This is a genomic window from uncultured Nostoc sp. (genome assembly GCF_964245445.1).
In the GTDB taxonomy this organism is placed as follows: domain Bacteria; phylum Cyanobacteriota; class Cyanobacteriia; order Cyanobacteriales; family Nostocaceae; genus Nostoc.
The window spans coordinates 1-26,872 of sequence record NZ_CAXTNE010000087.1; the positions used below are offsets into that span (position 1 = coordinate 1).

At 42.9% G+C, this 26,872-nt stretch carries 21 protein-coding genes and 2 pseudogenes; 9 read left to right on the top strand and 14 right to left on the bottom strand.

Going from position 1 to position 26,872, the window contains the following annotated elements; all coding sequences use genetic code 11:
- Positions 1 to 232: 232 nt before the first annotated feature.
- The 3 genes from ACFE90_RS16275 to trpS form a co-directional block, all read right to left on the bottom strand.
- A complete protein-coding gene (locus tag ACFE90_RS16275; RefSeq protein WP_375502231.1) occupies positions 233 to 1,225 on the bottom strand; it encodes a cyclase family protein in 993 nt (330 codons plus the stop codon).
- Positions 1,226 to 1,390: 165 nt separating this feature from the next.
- The gene (locus tag ACFE90_RS16280; protein WP_375502233.1) at positions 1,391 to 2,311 is read right to left on the bottom strand and encodes a methylenetetrahydrofolate reductase; all 921 of its coding nucleotides are present in this window, start codon (positions 2,309 to 2,311) and stop codon (positions 1,391 to 1,393) included.
- A 58-nt stretch (positions 2,312 to 2,369) separates the two neighbouring features.
- Positions 2,370 to 3,380, bottom strand: coding sequence for a tryptophan--tRNA ligase (gene trpS, locus ACFE90_RS16285; RefSeq protein WP_375502235.1), 1,011 nt, complete (start codon positions 3,378 to 3,380; stop codon positions 2,370 to 2,372).
- Positions 3,381 to 3,724: 344 nt separating this feature from the next.
- Between trpS and ACFE90_RS16290 the strand changes: the two genes are divergently transcribed.
- Positions 3,725 to 4,630 (top strand): acyl-CoA desaturase, encoded by a 906-nt coding sequence (locus ACFE90_RS16290; protein WP_375502267.1) that lies wholly within the window; start codon positions 3,725 to 3,727, stop codon positions 4,628 to 4,630.
- Positions 4,631 to 4,838: 208 nt separating this feature from the next.
- On the opposite strand, the pseudogene ACFE90_RS16295 reads toward ACFE90_RS16290, so the two are convergent.
- The 4 genes and pseudogenes from ACFE90_RS16295 to ACFE90_RS16310 all read right to left on the bottom strand — a co-directional run.
- Positions 4,839 to 4,970 (bottom strand): annotated as a pseudogene (locus ACFE90_RS16295) (chorismate synthase); the annotation flags it as partial.
- Between the two features lie 101 nt (positions 4,971 to 5,071).
- Positions 5,072 to 6,205 (bottom strand): SAM-dependent methyltransferase, encoded by a 1,134-nt coding sequence (locus ACFE90_RS16300; RefSeq protein WP_375502237.1) that lies wholly within the window; start codon positions 6,203 to 6,205, stop codon positions 5,072 to 5,074.
- Between the two features lie 516 nt (positions 6,206 to 6,721).
- Positions 6,722 to 7,588, bottom strand: coding sequence for a calcium-binding protein (locus ACFE90_RS16305; RefSeq protein WP_375502239.1), 867 nt, complete (start codon positions 7,586 to 7,588; stop codon positions 6,722 to 6,724).
- Between the two features lie 184 nt (positions 7,589 to 7,772).
- Positions 7,773 to 9,035 carry a glycosyltransferase family 4 protein gene (locus ACFE90_RS16310; protein WP_375502241.1) on the bottom strand — a complete coding sequence of 421 codons (1,263 nt, stop codon included), beginning with the start codon at positions 9,033 to 9,035 and terminating at the stop codon, positions 7,773 to 7,775.
- Positions 9,036 to 9,186: 151 nt separating this feature from the next.
- Between ACFE90_RS16310 and ACFE90_RS16315 the strand changes: the two genes are divergently transcribed.
- Positions 9,187 to 9,927 carry a DUF429 domain-containing protein gene (locus tag ACFE90_RS16315; protein WP_375502269.1) on the top strand — a complete coding sequence of 247 codons (741 nt, stop codon included), beginning with the start codon at positions 9,187 to 9,189 and terminating at the stop codon, positions 9,925 to 9,927.
- Between the two features lie 37 nt (positions 9,928 to 9,964).
- Positions 9,965 to 10,432 (top strand): DUF29 domain-containing protein, encoded by a 468-nt coding sequence (locus ACFE90_RS16320; protein ID WP_375502243.1) that lies wholly within the window; start codon positions 9,965 to 9,967, stop codon positions 10,430 to 10,432.
- Between the two features lie 69 nt (positions 10,433 to 10,501).
- Here ACFE90_RS16320 and glgP read toward each other — a convergent pair whose 3' ends face one another.
- Both glgP and ACFE90_RS16330 read right to left on the bottom strand, forming a co-directional pair.
- Positions 10,502 to 13,066: an alpha-glucan family phosphorylase gene (gene glgP / locus ACFE90_RS16325; RefSeq protein WP_375502245.1), complete on the bottom strand. Its 2,565-nt coding sequence runs from the start codon at positions 13,064 to 13,066 to the stop codon at positions 10,502 to 10,504.
- A 572-nt stretch (positions 13,067 to 13,638) separates the two neighbouring features.
- Positions 13,639 to 13,962, bottom strand: a complete 324-nt coding sequence (locus tag ACFE90_RS16330) for a hypothetical protein (RefSeq protein ID WP_375502247.1) — start codon at positions 13,960 to 13,962, stop codon at positions 13,639 to 13,641.
- Between the two features lie 539 nt (positions 13,963 to 14,501).
- Between ACFE90_RS16330 and ACFE90_RS16335 the strand changes: the two genes are divergently transcribed.
- The 3 genes from ACFE90_RS16335 (at position 14,502) to ACFE90_RS16345 (ending at position 16,951) form a co-directional block, all read left to right on the top strand.
- Positions 14,502 to 14,666 carry a hypothetical protein gene (locus ACFE90_RS16335; protein WP_179063512.1) on the top strand — a complete coding sequence of 55 codons (165 nt, stop codon included), beginning with the start codon at positions 14,502 to 14,504 and terminating at the stop codon, positions 14,664 to 14,666.
- Positions 14,667 to 15,411: 745 nt separating this feature from the next.
- Positions 15,412 to 16,113, top strand: coding sequence for an acyltransferase (locus tag ACFE90_RS16340; protein ID WP_375502249.1), 702 nt, complete (start codon positions 15,412 to 15,414; stop codon positions 16,111 to 16,113).
- A gap of 325 nt (positions 16,114 to 16,438) precedes the next feature.
- Positions 16,439 to 16,951, top strand: coding sequence for an outer membrane beta-barrel protein (locus tag ACFE90_RS16345; protein WP_375502251.1), 513 nt, complete (start codon positions 16,439 to 16,441; stop codon positions 16,949 to 16,951).
- A 413-nt stretch (positions 16,952 to 17,364) separates the two neighbouring features.
- Here ACFE90_RS16345 and ACFE90_RS16350 read toward each other — a convergent pair whose 3' ends face one another.
- The 3 genes and pseudogenes from ACFE90_RS16350 to ACFE90_RS16360 form a co-directional block, all read right to left on the bottom strand.
- On the bottom strand, positions 17,365 to 20,157 hold the full coding sequence (locus ACFE90_RS16350; protein WP_375502253.1) for a response regulator: 2,793 nt from the start codon (positions 20,155 to 20,157) through the stop codon (positions 17,365 to 17,367).
- Positions 20,154 to 20,906, bottom strand: a complete 753-nt coding sequence (locus ACFE90_RS16355) for an ATP-binding protein (RefSeq protein WP_375502255.1) — start codon at positions 20,904 to 20,906, stop codon at positions 20,154 to 20,156. The genes ACFE90_RS16350 and ACFE90_RS16355 overlap by 4 nt, the downstream gene beginning before the upstream one ends.
- A 114-nt stretch (positions 20,907 to 21,020) precedes the next feature.
- Positions 21,021 to 21,239: pseudogene (locus ACFE90_RS16360) on the bottom strand (IS701 family transposase); the annotation flags it as partial.
- 146 nt (positions 21,240 to 21,385) lie between these two features.
- Between ACFE90_RS16360 and ACFE90_RS16365 the strand changes: the two are divergent.
- Positions 21,386 to 22,813 carry a lysophospholipid acyltransferase family protein gene (locus ACFE90_RS16365; RefSeq protein ID WP_375502257.1) on the top strand — a complete coding sequence of 476 codons (1,428 nt, stop codon included), beginning with the start codon at positions 21,386 to 21,388 and terminating at the stop codon, positions 22,811 to 22,813.
- A 275-nt stretch (positions 22,814 to 23,088) separates the two neighbouring features.
- Here the strand turns inward: ACFE90_RS16365 and ACFE90_RS16370 are convergent, their stop codons facing one another.
- Complete coding sequence (locus ACFE90_RS16370; protein ID WP_375502259.1) at positions 23,089 to 24,261, bottom strand: sulfate ABC transporter substrate-binding protein; 1,173 nt, start codon at positions 24,259 to 24,261, stop codon at positions 23,089 to 23,091.
- A 123-nt stretch (positions 24,262 to 24,384) separates the two neighbouring features.
- Positions 24,385 to 25,260 carry a hypothetical protein gene (locus tag ACFE90_RS16375; RefSeq protein ID WP_375502261.1) on the bottom strand — a complete coding sequence of 292 codons (876 nt, stop codon included), beginning with the start codon at positions 25,258 to 25,260 and terminating at the stop codon, positions 24,385 to 24,387.
- Between the two features lie 299 nt (positions 25,261 to 25,559).
- Between ACFE90_RS16375 and ACFE90_RS16380 the strand changes: the two genes are divergently transcribed.
- Both ACFE90_RS16380 and ACFE90_RS16385 read left to right on the top strand, forming a co-directional pair.
- Positions 25,560 to 26,126: a hypothetical protein gene (locus ACFE90_RS16380; RefSeq protein ID WP_375502263.1), complete on the top strand. Its 567-nt coding sequence runs from the start codon at positions 25,560 to 25,562 to the stop codon at positions 26,124 to 26,126.
- Positions 26,127 to 26,466: 340 nt separating this feature from the next.
- On the top strand, positions 26,467 to 26,872 hold a 406-nt coding region (locus tag ACFE90_RS16385), incomplete at its 3' end, for a tetratricopeptide repeat protein (RefSeq protein WP_375502265.1).

Below are 26,872 nucleotides of genomic sequence, written 5' to 3' on the forward strand. Positions count from 1 at the left end.
ATATCAAGTCCGGTTAATCACTTATGATTACTGGATCTGTGCAAAAATCCCAAAAGCCTCTTTCCCCCTGCCCCCTGCCCCCCTGCGGTCTAAATAATAAGTCTTTGACCGGACATGATATAAGGTGTCATCGCTTGCCTGTATCTTGCTGAGGCAAACGCCCTCCTTGCGACATTCAAGCAAACCCTAGTAGCGTCTTGTAGAGAGGAATCAATAACTCAATTGCTTCATCTCAGCGTACCCGTACACCCAACTTTGTATCCCAGTGCAGGGATTTATCTGCTTTTTGTAAGGGAGACTCCGGCATTTGACCTACTGAAATGCCGTATTTCCAGTCTGGTGGACAGATAGCAATGTAACGTGCATAACCTCCTAAACTACCTTTGAATTTGGGATACCCAATAGAGATCAATGCACCTGTTTCTGGCACATGATCTAGATTTGCAACACCCTCTGCTTGGGTATATCCATTTTTCAACAGCCAAGCTTCTCCTTCTAGTGTTGGGGTGCTATCTGTATCCAGGGGTTCGTGTCCGTGAAAAAGAATGTGGCGCTCAAGGTGCAGAAACTGCAAAGCTTCTAGCTTCACACCAGGAAACTTTGTTCTTGTAGCTAGTTTGGGGTTTGGCCATGATGAAGACCAGTCAGAGCGAACAAACACAACTGAGCCTTGGGGAATTCTGCCATATTTGCGTTCCCAATCTTGAATATCTTTGACACTCAGGTGGTAATTGGGGTCTTTGGCAACTTTATCCTGGATCGGAATTATTACTAGAGGACGAACAGCAAATGTCGCTGGCAATTCATCAATAGCTGGATAGTCAGGGTTCCAGTGAGCAGGTGGATCTAGTTGGGTTCCTAACTGATCGCTGGATAAATCGTAATGAGTTGCTTCAAACCCATCCTTTTGGTAAGTGTATGGCTCACCCGTTTTTGGATTGAGGGCAGGCGCAAACTTTGATGAACCAAAACCTGACCATACAGGAATTGCTGGAGCGATTGCATGAGTCAAGTCAACATATTTGGCTGACTTGAGCGACTGCTGATAAACTTGCCACAAGGAAGGCTTACGTAATGGCTGTACCGCGTTTACAGACACCAAACCAACACCAAACAGAACTATTAAACAAATAATTCCCCAGAAAGTTTTTTGAAATTGTTGACGCAAAAATCTATCTAGTTCCTGCTTCAGATGTGAATAGTTATATTGCGGCAGTATTGTCATTGTGTTTTTTATTATTGCTTTTGAAGGCTCTAATTGTTTTACCACAAATTACTATATTGTTTATCCTGTAGCTGTTTGGGGGTATATAGTGTAGATACATCTATTTCACCATAAAAAAGCAGATGGCTGTTCCCATCTGCTTTAATAAAAGATTCGTTATCTTCTTTACTTAGAAACTAACTGATTAACTGGAGCAACCCCAGCCAAATCTAGAATTGGCGCGATCGCATCTTCTCGCTTCACCGCCATCATGTGGACACCCTGACATAATTGCCGCGCTATCTGCACTTGCTCGGCTGCAATTTTCATCCCTTCCTCAAAAGGATCTTTGGCTTTTGCCAATCTATCAATAATATGTTGGGGAATATTTACACCCGGAACACATCTATTAATAAACTGGGCATTTTTTGCCGATTTCAACAGAAAAATTCCTGCTAAAATCGGTTTTTTATAGCCAGCAGCAATAGTATCCATAAACTTTTCCAGCCGCTCAAAATCGGTAATCAACTGACTTTGAAAAAACTGCGCTCCGGCTTCGATTTTGCGTTCAAATCGACTTTGCAAACCCGACCAACTTTTACATTGCGGATCTACTGCTGCACCAACAAATAAATCTAGCGCTCCATCAGTCAAAGGTTTCTCGTTGCAATCAACACCTTGATTCATCTTCCGAATCAGTTGTAGCAGTCGCACAGCTTCCAAGTCAAACACTGCTTTGCCATCTGGATGATCGCCTGCTTTTACTGGGTCGCCAGTTAAAGCTAAAATATTACGGATACCTAAAGCATGAGCGCCCATCAAATCAGCTTGTAAAGCAATGCGGTTGCGATCGCGGCAAGCAATTTGACAAATCGGCTCTATGCCGTTTTGTAACAAAATCACCGACGCCATTAACGAAGACATCCGTAACACTGCGCGGCTACCATCAGTAATATTGACAGCATGAACCCTTCCCTTAAGAGTCGCCGCCATTTGAATCATGTGCGCTGGATCTCCCCCTTTCGGCGGTGCTACCTCGGCGGTAATTAGAAATTCACCTGCTTGTACAGCTCTCTGAAAAGCTGTGGGGCTATGGGTGTGATGCATAAAATTAAGAATTTCAATTTCTTAAATGGTATAGCCAATCACACCGAAAAGGGACAAATTATAGAGGAAGAGAGTAGCCTAAAGCAGTTTTTACTTGTGATAAAGTTTGATTTGCAATCGCTCTAGCTTTTTCCCCTCCATCCCGCAACACAGACTCCAAATAGCTTTTATCCTCCGTTATCGACTGATATTTTTCTTGGATTGGTTTGAGAGACTCAATTATCGTGTCCGTCAACAATGGCTTGAATTGTCCCCAACCCATATCCTGACACTCAACTGCTACATCTTCCTTCGTTTTACCAGAAAGCAATGTATACAGCGTTAACAAATTATTACACTCTGGACGTGCTGGATCATCGAAAGTCAGCCCACGAATGGGATCAGTTTTGCAACGCTTAATCTTGTATTGAATCTGTTCTGGTGAATCTAGCAAACTAATTCGGCTTAACTCCGAAGGATCAGATTTCGACATTTTGCGTGTACCGTCCGCCAAACTCATCACCCTTGCCCCTTCCTTACGAATCAAAGGGTCTGGTAACTTCAGAACTGGTTGATTTGGTTTACCAAATTGGTGATTTAACCGAGCTGCAATATCCCGTGTCAATTCCAAATGTTGCTTTTGGTCTTCACCCACTGGCACTTTATCAGCTTGGTAAAGCAAAATATCAGCTGCCATCAGCACAGGGTAATCTAATAAGCCTGCACTCACATTTTCTCCCTGTTTAACAGCCTTTTCCTTAAACTGGATCATATCTTGCAGCCAGTTTAGAGGTGTAATGCAGTTGAGCAACCAGGTGAGTTCACTGTGGGCCGAAACGTGGGATTGTACAAAGATGGTGGAGTGATTTAAATCAAGACCACAAGCTAAATAGAGAGCAGCAAGGGTGTAGGTATCGGCTGCCAATTGTTTGGGGTCATGTGGCACTGTTATCGCGTGTAAATCAGCCACAAAGAGGTAATTTTCGTATTCGCTCTGACCTTCTACCCAGTTGCGAATGGCTCCCAAATAGTTACCTAGATGGTAATTGCCGGTTGGTTGAACTCCAGAAAGAACACGTTGCTTGCCCATAAATTTCAACTTAGTTATCTCAAATCCGCGCTAGTAAAGTGGCGATGTCTGGCGACAAATTGCTTTTTGCCTACGCAAAACTCATTTAATTTTGACATTTTCCAGGTCAACTCGCTGTTATGGAATTAGAGATTTTAACTCAACTCCGATTGCTATAGAAACTCTTCACTGCTTTTTTGCCACCGCTTGTGTTTGAAACTACTTTTTATATTCCAAGCAAATTGTGCCAAGATATGCATGTGGTACTAACGCTGACAACGGTGGGCGTTCTGCTGTCCGCAAGCTTCACTGCGGCGAAGATGTGGTGCATTTTTATTTTGAAGCTTAAGGACGTTAGAAGACTAATGAAGCAGTACTCTCATCTCACGATTATTTCTTACATAGTAGGCCCTACTTTGATCGTGGTCAGTCATTTAGGATCATTACTCATTATTGTTACTGGCTTATCGTGGGGTGCTGCCTTGTGGGCCGTGTTGTTATATGTAATACGAATGCTTGCAACTACTGGCATCTACCATAGGCTACTCACCCACAAGAGCTACCAGGCTCCAACCTCAGTTCTATGCGTTGGAAGCATCGTGGCTGCTTCATCTGGGCAGATGGGGCCAAGTTGGTGGAAAGCTCACCACGTGGCGCATCATCAATGCTCAGACCAGGAAAAAGATCCTCATTCCCCCTATATGCCTTTCAAGGGAATCAAAGGATTCTGGTGGTCTCAAGCTGGATGGCTATTCTCCCCAGAGTTTTTTCCCTCGAAGCTTCCCACCGATGTTGAGAGTAATGTGGTTTTGAAGATTATTGACCGTTTGCACTTCATTCCCACCGTTGCTCTCGGTGCGCTCTCGTACTACATTGGTGGAGTTGAATATCTCGGCGCTTTTTTCCTCAGCACGACTGTCCTTTTCCACGGTGTCGCCACCGTCAACTCACTCAGCCACATACTGGGTGAGCAACCGTTCATAACCAACGACCACAGTAAGAACCATTGGCTCGTCGCGTTTCTGACCCTGGGTGAAGGCTGGCATAATCTTCATCATGCATTCCAGTCGTCAGCCCGGCATGGCATAACCGTGCGAGAGGGCCAGGTTGCCTATCTTCCAGACCCAACATTTTGGTTCATCAGAATGCTTGAGTTCCTGAAGCTAGCGTCAAAGATTAGAGTGCCTTCTGAAACAGAACTTCTCGCTCGCGCCAGAAACCGAAACTATCAGAACTTAGTGTTCAAGGCACAAGCAAAGACATCCGTCTAATATTCTGGTTGAGAGATTGGTCAAAAGAAAAGTCTCTTCCTTGCCGTTTCAGTCAAGAATCCAAGGATTTAGCACAATGAAGATGTTTTTGTGAAGAAGGCATCTTCAGCCAATTAAATAATAATGGGCAAGATTGTCCATCCCTTAACACAAGTGCGATCTTTGAAGCGTGGGTATTACGTCGGAGCGCTTCGCAGCATTCGAGCTATCAGCCCAGTACCCCACACTCACCTTGATGCCGCAACAAATGATCGCAAAGCACCAGCGCCACCATCGCTTCCACCATCGACACCGCTCTGGGCAAGACACAGGGGTGATGACGTGCTTTCGCTGCCAGTATGAGATAGCTTAGTTCAGGTCGAGTGTCAAACTAAGTGAAGAGGAATGTAATTGACACTATGCCGTTTAACCCCTAGCAGGGGAAACTCTAGCTTTGTCCGACTAGGCATGAACCATTAAAAATTGACCATTACCATTATATTCTCCATCACAACTAGCAAAATTGCGAATAAACCATATCAAATAAAATCTCCATATCCGGCGAAACTTGGCATAGTCCATGCCATAGTTTAATGTTTTTATTGTTGCCTGGTTGTCGTCAAAATTTTGTAACCAGTTACTTAGTGTTTTAGAGTAATTAGAGCCATTGAGATACCATCTTTGAATTGTTTTGAGGTCTTGTTTATGGCTAGGAACTGCATCGTAATTCCAGTACCGACCGTGTGGAAAAATATATTTGTGGGTGTAAACGCTAGACATATTGTTAGGGATACGGACTGTGATGATGTGAATTAAAACTTTGCCATCATCCTTCAGAAACGAAGCTAATTTTTTAAAGGCTCCCGTTAAGTTACCAACATGACAAAAAACACCAATCGAGAGGATTTTATCAAACTTAGTCTCGAAATTTGCATTATTCAAATCACCTTCATATAGGGTAAACCGATCTGAACTGAGATAACTCTCAGGATCTTGCATTTTGTGGCGGATATATTCACATTGCTCGTGGCTCAAATTAAGACCCGTAAACTTGACATTGGGGAATTTAGAAAGAATGTAATTAGGAACACATCCCCACCCGCACCCAAAGTCTAAGATATTGTCTCCGTCCTTGATGTCTAGCTTTTCGATCACATCATCAATCATGTGCATCTGGGATTGCTCAAGGTTTAATGCTCCTTTTTCCCACAATCCCATGCTGTACTTAGGATAAATGAGTTTCCCGTCCCCCAACATAGTATTCAGCATGGCTTGAGGCAAGTCGTACTGAATTTTCATTAGTTCCCGCGATCCTTCGGCGAGATTATCAGTTTCTTTTAATACCCATTCATACGGTGCTAGTAGGGATGGGAAATACTGAAAGAAAATTGGCATACAGGTATCGAAAAGCGATTCTAGAACGGAATCAGGAACTTCTAATCCGTTGATATAAGCTTCTGCAACTGCCATCTGGACTGTGTTAACTACCTCAACCGCCCCACGAGTTGCTTGGTATGCTAATGGACTCTTAATATTTATATCTCCCACAATAGGGATATACTTTTCTATTTCTTGCAGCAGAGTACTAGCAGTCATAGTCATAACTCCTAAACAAGCATTAAAATCATGCAACATGAGTATAATAATTAATTAGATTTTTTTTAGTTTTTTAACACAAAAATATAAGAAGTTGTAACATACATTTATGAATATTTATCTCAAATGCACCTGAGCCACTTTAACTTGATAAAAGGTAAGCGTACCAAGGGCAAACGCCCTAGAACTTGGCATTAACTACGTTTATTTCTGATAATTGTTTGGCGTCAAAGTGTTGTTCGCTCAACTCGTTTTCGTTTCTAGTAGTCTGTGAAGTTTAAATTGATGGGTAAGTTCGTAGTAAGGACTAAAGTCCTTATCCTCTAAGCACGCTTTGTGTTTACTACAAACTTTTCATTACTAGCTTAGACATCAGGCATTTCCATAAATTAAATATGCGTTACCTAGAATCCTTGTAGAGACGTAGCACTGCTACGTCTCTACATTCTATTTTCACTCGTATGTCTATTGTACTAGTGGCAGTTGGTTGCGATCGCCCTTTAAAAACCGTAGTATTCACCTCTGTGCTAAACTCACCTGTCCTCCAATTAACCCTAGAAATCCAGTTCCAGAGTGCTGAATCTCCAAAAAACTTGCTTGTTCCGGTGAGGTTTTATAAATCCGAAATGTCTTCATAATTCCCAAGGTTGCAGCACTTTCTAGAGGCCCAACAAAGCTGATATCCCGGTCAATGAAATAAGTTTGATTAGCCCAATGAGTCATCTGATTTGCATTCAAAAAATAGCAGCCTGCATGAGGATTGAGGGCACGACAAAAGGTAATTGATGCATTCAGAATTGTACCCTTGAGTTCCGGTTGCTCCTGCACATTTTGATAGGGAGCAGTTACTCGCAAAGCTAAATCCCCATCAATGTAAGCTTTATTAACCAAACCGTAAGGAGAGATTTCATAACGATTTGGCTGGAGCAAATTTAAATCACCCGCTTGTTGGGTAAACCAATTTAATTTTATAAAAAACCAAGGGTCATGGATAATTAGGTCATCTTCCAAGAAGCAGTAGTAATCATACTGACCGAGACAACTTTGCAGAATAGCTTGGCACTCAAACCCCAAAAGCAGAGGTTCTACATTAGTAGAATGATGCTTATATAAATGGGATGGTAAAGGAAGCTGATTCAAAAGATGATTATCTTGGGTTGTACAAATAACAATATCTAGTTCGTGCGACTGCGGCTGATTAGCGGGAAAAGCTATTCGTTGAGCAATGTTAATGATACTTTGAGATTTACCAAATAATTGGTGTAAGGCGGTAAGGCTATTAGTTAACGCCTGCAAGCGGGGTTGCGGGTCTTTACGTTGGGAAGCATGACGACCCTCACTGCTAGGTTTAAAAAAATGGGCAATGGTAAAAATAATTCGCATTTTAAATATTGCTCTCTGTCATTTGTCATTTGTCATTTGTCATTTGTCATTTGTTATTGACTAATAACTAATAATTAATATACTTATTACAAAAGTCGTTCTTTTCAAGCTTTTATTTGCACCTTTTCTTGAGGCAAAAAATATTTATGCAAGAGGCCAATGACCAATGACCAATGACCAATGACTAATGACTTTTGCCAAATCCTTTAGAAACTGAGCGCTTTTTCAAACTATCAGAACTTTTACTAGCGAACATCCATTGCAAATGCTGTGGTAACAGTTTCGCCAAATCATAACGCTTCAGAATTGTCTCTCGTGCATTTACACGAATTGCTTGCATCTCTTGAGGGTGATTCAGCGCCTCTTCAACCCTATTAGCAATATTCTGAGGAGAAAAGAAATCTACCAACAGTCCATTTACCCCATCCTGTACGACTTCCAATACTGGCGAAGTCTTAGAGGCTACTAGTAAACATCCTGCTGCCATTACTTCTAACATTGACCAGGATAAAACAAAAGGACGAGTTAAATAAACATGAGCAGAAGAAGCTTGCAAAACCTGAAGATACTCATTGTAAGGAAGCCTATCTGTAAAGTGTAGCCTCGATAAATCCAAAGATAATTTTTCTAACATTAATTGTTTATAAGTCTGCCCATCAGGAAGATTCTTTCCATAAGCCACCCTATCTTCTCCCACAACTACCACATGGCACTTAGGTCTTCGCTGCTGAAGTAGCGCCACTGTTTCCATAAACTGTGGAAAACCTCTATAAGGTTCCATCCCCCGTCCCACATAAGTTACCAACTCTTCCACATGAGAAAGGTCGAGATTTATTCTTGGTAAAATTAACTTTGCGCCTGGTTTAGGAACAAAATATTTGGTATCAACACCATCATGAATTACAGTGAGTTTGCTATGATATTCTTTGGGAAACTGCTGACGCTGCCAGTTCGTTGGAGAAAGTCCGCGATCGCAGCTATATAAATCAGTCAAAATCGGCGCATTTTTGACGCGGATGCGGCATTCATCATCAGCATTCAATGGTTCATTGGGATCAAAATCTGCATCGGAACCGTGAGCATGATAAAACCACTCGAAATAACATAATAATTCTGCTTTAGGGAAAATATCTTTCATAAATAAAGTCGGGCCCCAACCAGAATGGCCATAGACTATATCTGGAACGAAACCTTCGGCCTTTAATTTTTCTGACACGCGATAGACAGCCTGGGCGGTAAGAACAGCATTTTCCAGGTTGCGAACGTAATGGTGGGTTTGGGGAGCAGCTTCACGAGAAGGAGTATAAATAGCTTTAAAAACGCCAGGTATTTCGCCTTCACGACGATTTGTCCCAAAGACGACTTGACAATTAGGATCTTTACCTAAAACTGTCGCTAGATTGCGAAATTGCGAGGGAAAATTGGGATGTAAAAATAAAACTTTCATTGGAATAATCTTGATTAATTTATTGCCAGATAAAATAAATTAAGACAAGCTATTTAAGATTATAAGATTATTTATCACAATTTTTAGCAAGTAAATTTAGGTAAATCGTTGCCGCGAAATGCGAAAATAATCGCAAATTCGTGTTATGACCATGAAATTTATTGGCATTGATTTAGGCTGGAAATCTCAACCAAGTGGACTATGCTATTTAGAATGGATAGATGGACAACTGCAACTACTTGATCTAGACCGTAAAGAAGCTATTGCAGACATCCTCAGCTGGATTGATCAAAGCGTACAACCAGACGAACCAGCCATCATCGCTGTAGATGCACCTACCCTCATACCCAACGCCACTGGAAGCCGCCTCCCCGACAAACTCAGCCACAAATACTTTGGTAAATATCATGCAGCATGCTACCCAGCTAATCAAAACCTACCCTTCGCCGATCGCACCATCAACTTTGGCTTAGAATTAGAATCACGCGGTTTTGCACACGCACCCACCATAGAACCGCAAAAACTCAGCAGATATCAAATAGAAGTCTTTCCCCACCCAGCAATTGTTAACCTATTCAACTTAGAACGCATCCTCAAATACAAAAAAGGACGCCTGAATGAGCGCCGCCTAGAACTAATCAAACTCCAAAATTATCTTCTTGATATCCTCCCCTCCTTCTGTCCTCCTCTGCGCCCTCTGGGCCTCTGCGGTTCGTTCCTTCTGGAAATCCCTACCACAGGCGCAGCCCTCAAAGCAACCGAAGATAAACTAGATAGCTTAATTTGCGCCTATGTTGCCGCTTATTGGTGGTATTGGGGAGAACAACGTAACTTAGTATTAGGCGATCATACTACTGGCTACATTATCATCCCCCAAAGAATGTTAGCCTAAAATTGTAATCTCGTAAGATTTAATTCAAAGAGGTTTTATGCAAGGAGTTAGTTCTAACTTGAGTTTAAAAGACCTTTATGAAATTGACGATCATCTCTGGTTAGAGGAAACAATCAAACTATTGAAAGCTAACCATTTAGAAAAATTAGATTTAGAAAATTTAATAGAGGAGCTAGAAAATTTGGGTCGTAGAGACAAAGCCAAGGTTGCTAGTTTATTAGAACAAATTATTAGACATATTTTATTGCTGCAATATTGGAAAGAAGAATTTCAATATAATTCTGGGCATTGGAAAGCAGAAATTAGAAGTTTTAGGAATCAATTAAAACGTAATTTGACAACAAATTTATATCAATATTTAGAAAATGAATTAGCATCAATTTATGATGATGCTTTAGGATATGTAATTGATAAAACTGAGGGTAAACTAGATAACTTATCTCAATATTGTACTTATACCTTAGAACAGCTACTAGATATTAATTATCTACCTGAAAATATTTGATATAAAAGGCGTTGCAAAACTTAAATCAGCAACGCCTATTCTTGAGTATTCAACAATTACTCAGTACTTTTATTCTGCCCAGGCAATCAACCTTGGTTCATAAGGATTAGCCAGATTTTTATTTTTCGGTAATACACGCAAAGACAAGCCTTGTAAACCAGAAGCGGTATAGGTGATATTACCCGTGTAAATACTCAATTGCTGTCCATCCTCCCCTTGGTAATCCATCACCACTGGCACAGCGTTGACAATCTCACCATTGGCATCGATCGCACCTTGATATAACTCCACCTGCACATCATCATTCTTCAAAGTTGCTAAGTCAACCTTGGCTTTGACAGCAACGGTTTGGTTAACCTCAATGTCTGAAGCTGCTGATACGTTAATATCTTTGATTTTGATGTTGAACCAGTGTTCTCTCAGTTTTTCTTTCCAAGCAGCTAGTTCTTTCGCTGGGGCATAGTTATCAACTGTCAGGGTATGATAGCGATCGCTAGCCGGGAAATAAGCCCTTTGTGCATATTCTCCTACCATCCGCGCTGTATTAAAGAAGGGACAATTCAGGCGAATTGCATCCTTCATTTTGGCAACCCACGGACGGGGTAAAGCATCACTATCCCGGTGATCGTAAAATAACGGTACAACTTCCTTCTCTAACAACTCATAGAGAGCATTTGCTTCTACTTCATCTTGGTAGTTGGGATCGTCGTAATTCTCTCCATGTCCAATCGCCCAGCCTGTGCGGACGTAATCAGCTTCATCCCACCAGCCATCTAGTACACTTAAATTCGGCAATCCATTCATTGCGGCTTTCATGCCACTGGTACCAGAAGCTTCCCGTGGACGACGCGGTGTATTTAACCAGATATCGCAACCCGCAACCATCAACCGGGAGATGTGAATGTCGTAATTGGGAACAAACACTACCTGTTTTTCTAAATGCTGTTCGCGGATAAAGTGATTGATATCGCGGATGAGTTCTTTACCGGGAATATCCTTGGGATGTGCCTTACCAGCGATTACGAATTGCACTTTTCGGTCTTTGTTGCCTAGTAAAAGCCGTTTAATGCGATCCAAATCACGCATCCAGAGGGTAGCGCGTTTGTAGGTAGCAAACCGACGGGCAAAGCCGATGGTGAAAGCGTAAGGATCTAAAACTTCTTGTGCCTGGGAAATTTCGGAGGCGGAAGCGCCGCGATCGGTTAAATGCTTAACCAAATGCTCCCGCACATACAAAATCATATCCAAGCGGCAGCGTTCGTGATTGCGCCACAATTCCTCATCGGGTATAGCGTCCATCCGTTCCCACAATGGGCTATCTGGTGGTGCTGATGACCAATTTGGCCCCAAGTAGCGATCGTATAACTCTTGAGTTGATTTCGCAACACAACTCCGAGCATGGACACCATTGGTAATTGCTGCGATCGGCACTTCTTCTACTGGCACATTCTGCCACAAGCCCTGGAACATTTGCCGCGACACCACACCATGCAGTTGTGCTACACCGTTAGAAAATGTTGCCATCTTCAGCGCTAGCACCGCCATACTGAAAGGCCCAGATAAATCGCCTGTATTCTCGCGCCCCAGTCCTAAAAATTGCTCTTTGGGCAACCCAAATATCTCTGCATAGTACCCCAGGTAGTACAGCATTTTATCAGGAGCAAACAAGTCAATCCCTGCCGGTACTGGCGTGTGGGTAGTAAAAATATTACTGGAAGCCACCACCTGTCTAGCTTGGGGATAATTCAGTCCCTCTTCCTGAATCAGCAAGCGGATGCGTTCTAGGGCAGAGAAGGCGGCGTGGCCTTCATTCATGTGGTAAGCGGTGACTTTCAGCCCCAAAGCTTTGAGCATTTGCACACCACCGATCCCCAGCATGATTTCCTGGTGGATACGCATATCGATGTCGCCACCATACAGCTGATCTGTGATGTCGCCGTCGTAAACATTGTTGGGTTCAATGTTGGTGTCCATCAAATACAGGGGCACCGTTCCCACCTGTACGCGCCAAACTCTGGCATACACCTTGCGTCCTGGATAATCTACCGCAATTCGCAATTCTGAACCATCAGGATTGCGCTCCAGATGCAAGGGCATATTGTAGAAATCATTGCTCAGGTAGCGTTCTTGCTGCCAGCCATCGGCATTGAGATACTGGGCAAAGTAGCCTTGCTGATACAGTAAACCTACGCCCACAAGGGGTAGCCCTAAGTCACTGGCAGATTTGAGGTGATCCCCCGCCAGAACGCCCAAGCCCCCAGAATAGACGGGCAAACAATCTACAAGTCCAAATTCTGCCGAAAAATAGGCGTAGCATTCTTTTGGATTATGCTCCCGTTGTTTCTGATACCAGGTACGCTCTTGCAAATAATCGTCTAACTGACGGTCAGATCGATCCATTTGCGCTAGGAAGCCTTCATCTTCGACAACTTCCAGAAGCCGCGATTGAGAGATAGTACCTAACATCAACACCGGGTTATGATGGCTAGACTCCCACAGGTCAGAGTCTAAGCGACGGAATAAATCTTTAGTGTCAACGTTCCAATCCCAGTGCAAATTATATGCTAGCCGCCGTAGTGGTTCGAGTCGCGGCGGTAGTGAAGGGGATACGTTAAATGTGCGAATTGGCTGCATAGGTTGGCAAAACTCCAAGTTTAGCTATGGTTATTGTTTACTCTCTTTACCAATGTTGCCAATTCTTTATACAGTAGTTTGTGAAAAAGCGATGACTTTGTTAAGCATTGAGAATTTTTTTAACCTCGTTGCTAAAGTTTACACCAAGGTGTTTCTAATTCTATGCCTTACCCTCAGCCATGTACTTGGTATATTAAAATTTAATCATTTAGTGCCATATATCACTGAAAAAAATTTAGTTTTGAATAAATAATTTATATTTCTTTTAGAATTGATTCTGGGGATCAATCTAAGGTCTTGGCTGAGGATGAAAATTCCTCATAGCTGGGTCAAGGAAGAGCTAAAATTTTAATTATTTTTTAATAAAATTGCCTTAATCTAGAGGGTCTATGATAGGAAAGACTTACTCTATTATTTGGTTAAGGTTAGTTTAAGGTAATGTGACGCTCAATAGCCCATCGTAGACATCGTTTAAAAATAATACCAAGCAGTTAACTAGGAAAAGCGAGTGTTACCTACTTGGTATAAAATTTTAATGACGTATTAAGTAAATAACGTAGTAATGTGTTATTTTATGCGCCTAGTGAAGGCTGATCTTTGGTATTTTTTGTCATTGACAAAGCTACAGCTGCTGCATAAGCAATCTCTGCTGCCATTTGATAAGCAAGTTTGATACTAGATGAAGCGTCCTTGGCTTTAGGAGAGAGAGAAGCTTTTTTTCGGCGCGACTCAAGTTTTACATCACCTGCTGCAATAGCTCGCTGTAAAATGATCCAGGCATCTAGGTCTTCTGAGTCATAATTACTTTGAAGTTGCGATCGCAGTTGATCTTCGGCTACAACACTCAGATAGCCGATAGTTAGAGCTTCTTGGGCAATTTCTTTAATTAAAGCCATAATTTGAACCAAGTGTGTGAGTTAAAACCGATACCTCAATCTGGGCATTTGATGTTTTTTCTGGACTTCTCCTAGAAACTAAGCTACGTTTTAGCTTTCTTTCAATAAAATTTATAATAACTAGTGCCAAGCACGCATCACCCGCTTGGCTCACCCGAATGGGTGATTTACAAATTTTTAGCGTTTTAACCAAGAGGGTGTCATAAGTATAGTAGATATCATTTTGAGTTAACACAAAAATATAAAATTATTTGGACAAGCAATAGTAGAAATATAGACATAAATGGTAATGAATCGCTTAGATAATTTTTAAAGTTACCGTTTTCAAATAATTTTCTCTATGTGTATAAAATTATTTCAGAGTAACGTAGGCTTTGCCAGCCATAGGCATCGCTTTAGTAAAAAACTTAACTAATCTCACCATTACAATTAACAAGCAACCTGAAAATCAAATTATTTAATAAGAGTGTTCCACTAAAAATAAAATGTGTTATCGTTAAAAACAATTGTTAGTAAAAACCATTTATGTAATTAAAAACATGAATTGGTTAGTCTGTAAATCATCTGTGTGCAACATGATTGGAGCAGCATACTCTAGAAATTCGTTGCAAGAAAGCCGTCATAGCAGTCGGGGAAGCGCTTACTTGTTTGCACCGATGGTTAACTTCAATGTGATGGCTGATGTGGGAGATAATCCACCCTAGTTGGATTTTAGCTGGGCATAAATACCCATAAAAATCTAACAATAATTACATTGTCATGCTAGGCAGAAATTTTATCTAATTTTTGAATATAGTCTAGTTAAATGTATTTTTTTGTTGCAATATAGCTTGGGGAACTGAGTTGTTTCAAAAGACTAAAACCGCTTGAGAAAAAGTATCCTCATAAACAACTTTATCCCTATTTGCGTAACAAGCTTTGCAAATTTGCCAGATAACCGAAACAGTAGCCGATCTAAACCAGCAAATTTTCCCATCAGACAATTTAATCGTCTGGATTTGACCCTGCAATGCACTGAGATTGTTTTGTTAATTGATTTGGTGAAAAAGAAGCGAAATTTTTACGTGCTGTAACTGGTACAAAAGCTTCTAGCAATCCAAGGCAATTGTGCATAAGCTAAAAAACATCTAATTTGCATAATTGAATTAAATATAATTCTTGTGGGGTGGTCGAAAAGCCCGTCCAGCTTATGTAATTAAAATGTAGAGCAGCTTATCAATTGAGTAATTCTCTCCCACCTAAGTTAAAGAATTGCTCACATAGTCAAAACCAGGCTCTGGCTTTTCAACATTTGGAAAACCATCTAAAAACATGGGTAAATTTTGGTAATACTGCCAATTGGAATCATGTATCAATAAGTACAAAACTTTTTGGTATTGGCAGAAGATTAGGATACAGACACAACAAATCAATCCTGTCAACAACAATTAATTGAAGAGATATGTAGCCATGCATAACGAGCAATATTTTTCCAAATTGCAGCGCGTGCAAGAACTTTTAGTAACTACTGTGTTAGGGGATATTCCTACACTTATTTTGGGGCCGAAGTTGCGTAATTTGGGATATCGTAGTATTTTTGCCCAGATAGGCAGCCCAGTTTATATTCAAAATGGTGTTGAATTTAACGGTACTTGCTGTATTGAGATAGGCAGTGGAGCATATATTTTCAAGGGTGTACGGATGGATGCTAGAGGACATAAAAATAATAGAATTCATTTAGGAAATAAAGTCGCTATTGAGCGTAACGTTGATATAGGGTCTTTGGAAAATACGTGTATACATATTGATGAAGACACCTTTATTGGCCCCAACGTGGCTATTGAGGGGCCAGGAGACATCAAAATTGGTAAACACTGCTTAATAGCTGCTTACTCAGGGATATATGCCAATAATCATAATTTTGCCAATCCGATGGAGCCGATTAAATACCAAGGTGTTACTCGCAAGGGAATTGTAATTGAGGATGACTGTTGGCTAGGGCATGGAGTAACAGTATTAGATGGGGTTACCATCGGTAAAGGCAGTGTTATTGGTGCGGGAGCAGTTGTCAATAGAGATATTCCTCCTTTCTCCGTTGCTGTAGGCATACCTGCACGAGTAATCAAAAACCGAATTGGCAAAGACCTAGCAAAAGTTCAAATTGAGAAATAGGGGATCGGGAATAGTAACTATCTCCTGTAACAATTAACCTGTTCCCTTTTTGAATATTTCATATCAAGTCCGGTGAATCACTTATGATTACCGTATCTGTGCAAAAATCCCAAAAGCCTCTTTCCCCCAGCTAAGAGCCCCCAGCAAGAACTGCGCTCTAAATGATAAGTCTTTAGCCGGACATGATATCACTTGTTATACCCAAGTGGGTGAGAAAGAATTCAGCCACTTGGGTGAACCAGATGTGCGAGGTTACATTTTGTAAAAAAAGAGATTCTAGTACTAGAGAATATTGATTTTACCTAACTCTAGTGAGAAGAATTCTATGAAACTTACAAAATTAGCTGTCTCTTTCGTTGCTCTTGCTTCCATTGTTCTCTCGGCGGGAATTGCTTCTGCTCAAACAGCTGGCACAAACGGCAATTATATCGGTGCTGGTGTTGCCGTTGGTGCAACCAGTGGCGGACAAGGAAACGATGAATCACAAATTGGTGGTAATATTCAAGGACGTTACGCCGTTCCCAATGCACCTGTTTCAGTGCGGGGTTCTGTGCTGTATGGTGGTGATGCTGCCGCAATTATGCCCATAGTGACTTACGATGCGCCCATCGCCAGAAACACTAACCTTTACTTCGGTGGTGGTTATTCTTTTGTAACTGACGAAGGTCAAAAAACCCCGTTGGGCAATCAGAATGCGCCAGTAGTTACCCTTGGTATTGAATCAGAAGTTAGCAAGAATGTCATTGCTTATGGCGATACTAAATGGGGCATTGATGCCTACAGAAATAGTGATGCTGATGCTGTCAGCTTCCAAGCCGGATTAGGCTATCGCTTCTAGTGATTCCGAGCTAGAAAATAGCTTATTTACAACCTGAAGCAATGATGTTTGCCAACCGTAATATAGCGGTTCTCAATTACATAAAATACAGACCATTCGTAGGGGCACAGCATTGCTCATTGGTGTCAACTTAAGCAAAAAGTAAGCAAAAGATGTAATCTAAGAACATTAATAATGATGTTCTTAGAGATACATTATGGCAAGAAAAAAGTTTTTTTTACGAGTAAACCCAATTTTATTTAAAGCTCTTGATATTGTGCGTTAGCGTAGCTCGCCGCAGGCATCGCTTATTTTTGCCCGACATCACTTGCATCGCGTTGCTCCCCCTTCGGCTCACACGGAGCGTGTTTGCATCAACCCTGCCATCTCGCTGTCACCTGCAAAAAGCTGTTCTACTGTTGAACGCTCCTAGTTCATGCATCTCCTTCCTTGCGCCCACACAAACGGGCAACCGTTGTCACAATTTCTGCTGGCTCAATTGGTTTCGCTAAGTGTTGTTGAAATCCAGCCTGTAATGCTTGAGTGCGATCAAACTCTCCGGCATAAGCAGTCAGTGCAATGGCTGGAACTTGACTCGCTGGCAACTGTGCCCGAATTTGTTGTAGGAGCATATAGCCATCCATGTCTGGCATTCCAATGTCGCTCACGATTAAATTGGGAGTGGATTGTTCTATTGCTTGCAAGGCTTCCATCCCAGAAGCAACGCTAGTAACGATCGCCCCTGCTTGCTCTAAGACAAAGGCGACGAACTCCCGCGAATCTGTTTCATCATCCACGACTAAGATAGAGATGTTAGTCAAATCACCGATTGAGCCTGAGGATAATTCTGTAGAGGGTCGTTCACTCAAGCGAGGCGCAAGCGGAATTTGTACTGTAAACGTAGCACCTTGCTCGTCACCCGGACTCTGGGCCGCGATTGTTCCGCCGTGCATTTCTACAATTTGACGCGCGATCGCCAATCCTAATCCCAGTCCACCAAACTTGCGCGTGGTGGCTGCATCTTGTTGCCGAAAATGTTCAAAGACGTAAGGTAAAAAATCAGGATTGATGCCAATTCCTGTATCAGTGACTTGAATTTGGGCATGAGTGTCTGTATGACTGAATGCAACCGTGATTTGCCCACCTTGAGGCGTAAACTTCACAGCGTTGGAGAGCAGATTCCAGACCACCTGTTGCAATCGTCCAGCATCACCGATTACGGTTCTGGCATTCGGTGAAAAGGTTGTCTCAATTTGCAGTGACTTGGCAACGGCTGCGAGGTGAACCGTTTCTAAAGCGGCTGTGATCACTGCCCTGAGATCAACGGGCATCTGGTTCAAACTCAATTTGCCCTGTAGAATCCGAGAGATGTCGAGCAAGTCATTAATCAGTTGAGCTTGTAGTTGAGCATTGCGTTCGATGATTTCAAGGCCAGTTGTCGTTCGTTCTGGGTTGAGATTGCCTTTTTGCAACAGCTTTGCCCAACCCAGAATCGGATTGAGGGGCGATCGCAATTCGTGCGACAACACGGCTAAAAATTCGTCTTTGATCTGGTTTGCTCGTTGTAATTGCTCTGCCTGTTGCTGAATGGAGTTGAGTAAGTTGGTGCGCTCTAGGGCGATCGCCATCTGGTCACAAGTCGATTGCAGTAGATTAGCTTCTTCAGGCGTGAAGTGGGTACGGGTGCGGCTGGCAAACGAGAGTGTTCCCAGTAATCGCCCTTGAACAATTAAGGGTTGTCCGGCGTAAGCTGTCACGCCGAGCGAGCGGTTGAGTTGAGCATTGGGATGGCTGGAGATTTGCGCTTGATCCATCACGAGTTGCTGTTGCTCTTGTGCAATCAGTCCACACAAATGTTGACCGATCTCAATCCATTCGATATCCATTGCCGCTTCATCGGAAATTCCCTCATACTTCTTCAGATGCAGCATGGGGCGGTCGTCTTTCTCTTCCACCATGTAGTTGTAGTAGTAATCGAGGTCTAGCTGGGTAGAGAGCTTGCTGAACAGGTTGTGCATCAGCGTCAAAGGTTGCTCGGTGGCGAGGAGGTCGCTGGTGGTGTCGTAGAGTGCCTGAAAGCGTTCCTCGGCTTGTCGTTGGGCGGTTTCGTCCCGCATGATTTTGATGAATCCGTGTACCACATTGTCTCCATTCCGCAAGGGCATGACAAAGCCCGTGCCCCAAAACCGACTGCCATCTTTGCGAATGTGCCAGCGTTTATTTTCCGCTTGTCCTTCTGTCAGAGCAAGGTGCAGTTCTCGCTCAGATTTGCCTTGTTCGTTATCTTCGGGGGTGAAAATGATCCGACCAGTTTGCCCTAAAATTTCTGCTTCGGAATACCCTAACAATCGTTGGGCACCAGAATTCCAGCTTGTGACCCGATTATCAAGATCCAGGGTGAAAATCGCATACTCTCTTGCGCTTTCAATCATCAACCGGAGGCGAGATTCACTTTCGCGCAGGTCAGCTTCGGCTTGCTTACGATCGCTAATGTCGTAAGAGACTGATAGCGCTGCCTCCACTTTCCCCTGCTCGTTGTATAGAGGCATACCGTGAGTCATGTAGTCGCGATCGTGACTGTGATGCTCTAAGGTAAAAGGTTCGCCAGCCAACGCTTGACGAAAGTAAGGTTCATAGTGACTTGCCAGATCGGGATCAAGGGCTTCCCATAGCGTTTTGCCCACCAGTTCCTCAGAGATAAAGCCTGCATTCTTCAGCGCTTCGCCCTCTGCTAGCAGATAGCGCAATTCGTGATCCACGATGAAAACCGCTCCATTTGGCAAGTTTGCTGCTACTCTGCGGAGGCGGGTTTCGCTCTGGTGCAACGCAGTTTCTGCCCGTTGGCGTTCGCGGCGTTCTTGTGCCTCTCGCAATGCCCGTTGCACACAAAACACTAATCGCCCCATCCGTTGTTTCAACACATAATCGGTGGCTCCCAGCTTCAAGGCTTCGATCGCGAGTTCTTCCCCTAGGCTGGCAGAGACGAAAATGAAAGGCAGATCGGGACGCAAGTTATGGGCAATTTTTAATGCTGAGATGCCGTCAAAAGTAGGCAAGGCATAGTCTGCCAAAATCAGGTCAAACTCATCGGTTTCTAGTGCGCTGATGAAGTCAGAGCGAGTTTCCACCCGTCGCAGTTCACAGTCAACGCCCCCATCCAGCAGTGTCACTTCAACCATCTCTGCATCGAGTGGATTGTCTTCAAGCGAGAGAAACCGCAGCCTCATTCTTGTTTCTCCTGTTTAGGTAGCGAAAAGTAGAACGTTGCCCCCTGATTGATCGCACCTTCTGCCCAGGTGCGCCCGCCATGCCGATGAATAATTCGCCGCACGTTCGCCAGTCCCACCCCCGTTCCGGCAAACTGCTGTTGAGAGTGCAATCGCTGGAAAATGCGGAATAAGTGATCGTGATACTGCATATCAAATCCTGCGCCGTTGTCTTGTACAAAGAATACTGTTTCGTGTTCGCAATTACTACTACCAACGGTGATAATTGCTTCAGGGCGATCGCGGGTGTATTTAACCGCATTGGAAAGCAAGTTTTGCCAGACCAGCCGCAGCATTGCCAAATCACCCTGCACCGATGGCAGGGCTGCAACTTGCCAATGAATCGATCGTCTAGTCATATCTGGTTGCAACTGTTGCTGCACCTGTTGTACCAGTGTGTTCATCTCAACCGTCGTCTGGCGCATTTCTGCCTGTCCCATGCGAGAAAACTCCAGCAGGTCATCCACCATTGCCCCAGCTTGTCGAGCCGACTGCGCGATGATATTCAAATACCGCCGACTTATTGCATCTAACTGGGTTGAATCTAGTTTTTGCCAGAGGCATTCTGCCGTCATGGTGATGTAGTTCAGTGGTGTTTTTAAGTCATGGGAAACTGAGCGGGAAAAGGCTTCTAGTTCCTGGTTGAGTGCCTCCAGTTGAGTGGTGCGCTCTTGCACTCGCTGTTCTAGCTGTTGGTTGAGGGTACGCAAATTCGGTGAAACTTAACCGGAGAATCTTTTAATTCATGGAGCATATTTTTTAGCTGCATGAGTGCCAGGGGTGAAGGTTGGGTACGGTTATTCTCCCACCGGGCGATCGTTGTGTGAATTAGGGAAAATACTTAACCAGGGATAAATCAACCAAAATAGTAAGAGTGGTTGGATAATCAGACGCAGATTATTTAAAGTATTTTTCCATCCGTATTCGTGGTTCCATTGCGGATGATTAGAAAAATCAACATAGCTATTTTATTCTGCCTCAGTCTCAATTTGACGAGATTGATTTAAGCCTAAGAAGAATGGAGAATTTAAACTAATCATTGTTTTATTTTTTTATTCTTTTATTCAGAATACCCGGAAAGTAACAGAAGAGGGATAAAGCAGAGCGATGTTTAACAACATGCTGCGGGTTGACGCAAAACCAAGACTTCACGTTGTACAATCGCTAGAAATACAATCTGGAGAGCGACTTGCCTAGATCGATTCAGTCTACTCAACCACCACTAAAATTTATTCCTCAACGGTTGAACCCGCTGGTACTCCAGATTGTTCGGTGGTTACTGCCGATCGCATTACGGTTCCGCACTCGTCCTTGGCTAACGGCTGGTATTATCCGTGTTGAAGCCAAGAATGTTGAGGTATTAGCTGAACTTTATCAACAATTCCAGGCTGGAAAAATTCGCTTTTTGCTGGCATTTCGCCACCCAGAGGTGGAAGATCCTCTCTGTATGCTGTATTTGCTTTCCCGCATTGTGCCACAGGTTGCTCGTCAGGAAGGTATTACACTGCAATCCCTTGTTCACAGCTATTTTCTCTATGACCGGGGTATGACGGTTTGGGCTGGAAAGTGGCTGGGTTGGTTGTTTTCTCGGATAGGAGGTGTGCCGGTTCATCGCGGTAGGCGACTAGATCGCCAAGCTATTCAAACTGCACGGGAGTTGTTTGCTAATGGCGAACTACCGATCGCAGTCGCACCTGAAGGCGGTACTAATGGTCATAGTGGTATTGTTAGCCCCTTAGAACCTGGTGTTGCTCAAATGGGGTTCTGGTGTGTAGAAGACTTGCAAAAAGCCAATCGGACTGAGACTGTAATTATTGTACCGATCGCCATCCAGTATCGCTACGTTGAGCCACCTTGGTCTAAACTGGATTGGCTGCTGAGTAAGTTGGAAGCTGATAGTGGCTTGCCGGCAATAGAAATTGAGCACGGCGATGCCTGCGGCGGGCTACGCCTACGCGAAGAGATTTACTATCAACGCCTCTGTAGGTTGGCTGAATATCTGATTACTGAGATGGAAGAGTTTTATCGTCGTTTCTATCATCAAGACATCCCAAAAACCATCTCAACTGATGAATCTGCTAGTCCTAATCAGGTATTAATTGCTCGACTTCATCGGTTACTGGATAAGGCTTTACAAGTTGCCGAGCAATATTTTGGAGTTCAAGCACAGGGAAATCCCATTGATCGCTGTCGCCGTTTAGAAGAGGCTGGCTGGAATTACATTTATCGGGAAGATTTGCCAGATATCAATGCTTTACCACCCTTTAAACGCGGTTTAGCAGACTGGATTGCCCAAGAAGCAGACTTGCGAATGCGCCACATGCGGATAGTGGAAAGTTTTGTTGCAGTTACAGCTACTTATGTTCAAGAACAACCGACGGCGGAACGGTTTGCGGAAACAGCTTTGCTTGTATACGATATGCTTTCTAGAATTCAGGATACAACACTTCCAGGGCGACCTCGGCTAGGTTTGCGAGAGACACAAATCACCGTAGGGGAGCCAATTTCAGTAACCGAACGCTGGAAAAATTGTCAGGGCGATCGCTTGGCGGCTAGACAAGGTGTGAGCGATTTGACAAAAGATTTGCAAATCGCTTTAGAGAAGATGATTAATTGAAGAAGAATTCAGGAGCAAAGCCGGAGACTCCGAAAGCTCCGATCAGAATCAAGACGCTCTCTACGAGACGCTGCGCGTAGCTTGCTTCTCCGTAGGGGTACGCAGACTCGCTCATAGCGTTGCTATGCCGAAAGCGTTGCCTCCCGTTCGCGCAGCGTCTCCAACAGGAGAAGGAGAAGAGAAGGCTTTACGCTGCGCTATCCGCAATTTCTGTCAGAATACCCAACTGAATTCTGACTCCTGACACATGTATTCTGTTTCGATAACGAAAACTTCTAAGACTTTTTAGCTCGAATTTTGTCAAAGATTGCACCTTCATCAAAGAATTTCTTTTGAATCTCGTCCCAGCCTCCTAAATCTTCAGCTTTAAAGATGGTTTTAATTTTGGGAAAATTGGCTGCCGTTTCTTTGGCGATCGTTAAGTCAACGGGACGAAATCCCAATTTGGCAAACTCTCGTTGCGAGTCTGGAGTGTAAAGAAATTTGATAAACGCTTCGGCAATCGGGCGAGTTCCGTGTTTATCGGCATTTTTATCTACAACAGCAATAGGATTGTCGATGGAGATATTTACATCAGGCACAACAAATGGGACTTTTTCACCATTTTGTGCCGATAAAATCATCTCATTTTCATAGTTGAGCAGAACATCACCTTGACCATCTTTGAAGAACAGTTCGCTGGCATTGCGAGCAGTTTTGGGTAACAAAGGTGCATTATTATAAACTTTGGAGATAAAGTCTATTGCTTGATTTTCATTTCCGCCGGTTTTGGTCACAGAACCCCACAGACTAAGGAAATTCCAGCGAGCGCCGCCAGAGGTTCTGGGGTCAGGCATCATCACATTTACGCCATCTCTTGCCAAATCTGCCCAAGTTTTGATATTTTTGGGATTACCTTCACGAATGGCGATCGCCTCTAAAGATTTGGTTACAATTGCATCATTAGGCGCTTCTTTTTCCCATCCCGGTTGAATAAAACCTGCCTCAACAAGTTTGTTAATATCAAGGGCAAGTGACAGGTGTACCACATCAGCTTCCTTACCGTCAATCACGGCAAGAGTCTGGGAACCTGACCCATCATAGCTTTGTTTAAAAGTGACATTTTGGTTATGTTCTTTCTTCCACTGTTCAATAAATTTAGGAATGATCTGCTGGTATGCTGCATTGGTAACTGAGTAGGAAACAAACGTTAGGCTTACATCACTCTGGGAAGCTACGCCAGCATTACCAGTATTATCGATATTACGTGGAGAGCATGCAGCCATTACGATACTCAAGCTAAGTCCGACCAAAAATAGAGACGCAACACCCCACGAAGAATATTGGTACAACCATCGGATTAGTTGCACGCGCCACTGTCTGGCAGTGTGTAAAGCTTTAACAATATAAGTCTGAACTAATTCAGTCAAATATCTCCTTGTTTTAGGAGTACGTTGCCCCTGGTTCATTAAATTTTTCCCCTGAATCTGCGATAACTTGAGCAAGATGCTGTAGTTAAGGGGAATTATAAAACAGTGGTTAAGGATAAATAACTTTTTATTAACCTAAATTTAAACAACTTATTCAAGATATCAAGGAGAAGTAGTTTTAGAAACTTCTGGACTGCGAATGATGATATGTCCCTTATCACTTTCTTGAATAGCCAACACTGACGGTAACTCATCAAGTTTTGCATTTGGGGGCAATGCTCGAAACAAATAAATCCAGCCGCCACGTTCTAGGAGTAAGCGCCAGACTCTCGGCTGTTGTGGATTGCTGATATCATTATCTTCCCTGCCTCGCAAGTCGTCGAATAGACCTCGATCGCCAATAATGCGGTAGCCTTTCAAAGACGGATCGGCAAATATATCATCAAGTTTGCGTCCCACAGCAAACTTTTCTTCCGGTGTAATTAACGCTACAACGGGCAAAGTTGAGTTTTGACCAGCGTCTCGTTGTGCATCTGCAATGCCTTGCCAACGAGCTAACCAAAATATCACTATTAATACCCAGGATACTATGACTATCTCATTGACTAGCGATCGCAGAAAATCAACTGAGCGCAGTTGCCCAGAACTAAATTCAGCCAGAGATTTAAGCTGTTTAGCTGTCCATGAGCGTTTGTGTTGAGTAGCAGAGATGATGCGACTCAGTAGTAATTGACTTGCAGAAGCTACTATATCACTGATGATTTTAATTAACCATAACGTTGCCTGAATGGCGATCGCAGCTATAAAAAAAGCGATCACTGTTTTGCATATTGCCCAGCCATCTCCGAGAAATATTTGCAGGGGAACTATTAAAAAAGACTGTGCAGGTAAGTCGAGGGTATTGACTTCTAGTTGAAAAAAGTAGAAATATGACCAACGGTAAATCCAGCCTGCAAAGAAAAGCGCCGCACCCAGCAAGCCCACTACACTGGTGAATTTACCTAATATATTGCTTTCTTGGTTAGGGGTCTGGGTCATAGGGGAGATGAGGGGAACAATATAGCATTTATCGTTTGTATGCAAATACACTCTGACCTCACTTCCATTCCTCTCTCCTAAAAGGAGAGAGGCTTTGAGTCTTACTCCCCTTCCCTTGCAGGGAAGGGGTTGGGGGTTAGGTCTATATTGCACTCAACTGCAAACTGCTACAGGTAAATAATCAGTTTCTTTTAGTGATTTTACGGAAATTTGGTATAGGCTTTTGAAGTTTAATGAGAAAGTTAAATATAGTCAAATATACCGTTAAAGCCATGAAAGCTTTTTTCCAGGGATGGGTTGTGGCAATCTTAGTAATGGCAGCAGCGATCGCAGGAAACATCCAAGCTGTAATGAGCCAAAATGTCAAGACGGGAAATTCTTTCTTAGCACAGACACAAATCAAAGCAGATGAATTAGAACTTGCAGTAGCCTTACCAGAGTTAGCAGAAGTCTTCTTTAAAAAGGGTGAGTCAAGCAGTGGTCGAGTAATAGGAATTGATGCACAAGGGCAAGCACTATCAATTCAGCGTAATGGCAAAACTGCCAAAATTCCTCTGAGCCAAATTGCAAGAGTAGTTTTCAAGAAAGAGGCATTGGCTTACAGAAGTAATAGAAGTCCAATTATCCGGGGTGGGGGAGAACGTCCTACAGGCAAGCCAGTAACTTGGAGTGGTATACCTATAAATAATTTTACTGTAAAAAATTCTACTCAAGGTCAAGCGGTGGTGAAACTGAAACCACCTGTAGTTTCCACAGCACAGTTGCAGGGTATTCAATCAGTGGCTAGAAATCGGCAATATGTGGTAGATGAAATCCAGTTCAATTCGCAACAACGAACGGTCACTATTCTGGCAAAACCTTATTGAGCGTGAATTCTTTCATCTCTAGGGGTGTACATCTATACCCCTAACCATTTTGACGTTTCTAACGACAGACACGATGTTAATAACAAACATCGCAATATTAATAAGGAACATCACGATATTAATAACAAACATTGCGATGTTCATCACAAACATCACGATGTTAATAAGAAACATTGCAATGTTCATCACAAACATCACGATATTAATAAGAAACATTGCAATGTTCATCACAAACATCACGATATTAATAAGAAACATTGCAATGTTCATCACAAATATCACGATGTTGGTAACGACAGCTTCTAGACCCAATTGAAAACAGCTACTTCTGCGCTATTCTATGAAAAAAATTCTCACCAGTCTTTTAGCTGTGGGCGTTTGTCTAACGCCTATAACAGTAATGCTGATGGCTCAACCCACCTGGGGACAAACTCAAAACTCGCAAGCCCAAGAAGCAGAAAGGCTGCTAAAGCAAGGGGTACAACTGACACAGGAACAGGAACATCAAAAGGCAATACAAATATTACAGCAAGTTCTGACTATTGCAAGAGAACTAAAAGACCAAAAACTGGAAGCATCTGCACTGGGTCGCCTTGGGTTCAACTACAATCGTTTAGGAGAAAAACCAAAAGCGCTATATTACTCCAACCAGGCACTGCTCATCTTTCGGATTCTAGGTGATCGCACACAGGAAGCTGTTACCCTCACTAATATTGGTAAAGTATACGACGATTTAGGAGAAAAGC

Bases quoted from the DNA above. Each gene is read 5' to 3' on its own strand.
- ACFE90_RS16275 (WP_375502231.1), bottom strand. From the start codon at position 1,225: ATGACAATACTGCCGCAATATAACTATTCACATCTGAAGCAGGAACTA.
- ACFE90_RS16280 (WP_375502233.1), bottom strand. From the start codon at position 2,311: ATGCATCACACCCATAGCCCCACAGCTTTTCAGAGAGCTGTACAAGCA.
- trpS (WP_375502235.1), bottom strand. From the start codon at position 3,380: ATGGGCAAGCAACGTGTTCTTTCTGGAGTTCAACCAACCGGCAATTAC.
- ACFE90_RS16290 (WP_375502267.1), top strand. From the start codon at position 3,725: ATGAAGCAGTACTCTCATCTCACGATTATTTCTTACATAGTAGGCCCT.
- ACFE90_RS16300 (WP_375502237.1), bottom strand. From the start codon at position 6,205: ATGACTGCTAGTACTCTGCTGCAAGAAATAGAAAAGTATATCCCTATT.
- ACFE90_RS16305 (WP_375502239.1), bottom strand. From the start codon at position 7,588: ATGCGAATTATTTTTACCATTGCCCATTTTTTTAAACCTAGCAGTGAG.
- ACFE90_RS16310 (WP_375502241.1), bottom strand. From the start codon at position 9,035: ATGAAAGTTTTATTTTTACATCCCAATTTTCCCTCGCAATTTCGCAAT.
- ACFE90_RS16315 (WP_375502269.1), top strand. From the start codon at position 9,187: ATGAAATTTATTGGCATTGATTTAGGCTGGAAATCTCAACCAAGTGGA.
- ACFE90_RS16320 (WP_375502243.1), top strand. From the start codon at position 9,965: ATGCAAGGAGTTAGTTCTAACTTGAGTTTAAAAGACCTTTATGAAATT.
- glgP (WP_375502245.1), bottom strand. From the start codon at position 13,066: ATGCAGCCAATTCGCACATTTAACGTATCCCCTTCACTACCGCCGCGA.
- ACFE90_RS16330 (WP_375502247.1), bottom strand. From the start codon at position 13,962: ATGGCTTTAATTAAAGAAATTGCCCAAGAAGCTCTAACTATCGGCTAT.
- ACFE90_RS16335 (WP_179063512.1), top strand. From the start codon at position 14,502: ATGAATTGGTTAGTCTGTAAATCATCTGTGTGCAACATGATTGGAGCA.
- ACFE90_RS16340 (WP_375502249.1), top strand. From the start codon at position 15,412: ATGCATAACGAGCAATATTTTTCCAAATTGCAGCGCGTGCAAGAACTT.
- ACFE90_RS16345 (WP_375502251.1), top strand. From the start codon at position 16,439: ATGAAACTTACAAAATTAGCTGTCTCTTTCGTTGCTCTTGCTTCCATT.
- ACFE90_RS16350 (WP_375502253.1), bottom strand. From the start codon at position 20,157: ATGAGGCTGCGGTTTCTCTCGCTTGAAGACAATCCACTCGATGCAGAG.
- ACFE90_RS16370 (WP_375502259.1), bottom strand. From the start codon at position 24,261: ATGAACCAGGGGCAACGTACTCCTAAAACAAGGAGATATTTGACTGAA.
- ACFE90_RS16375 (WP_375502261.1), bottom strand. From the start codon at position 25,260: ATGACCCAGACCCCTAACCAAGAAAGCAATATATTAGGTAAATTCACC.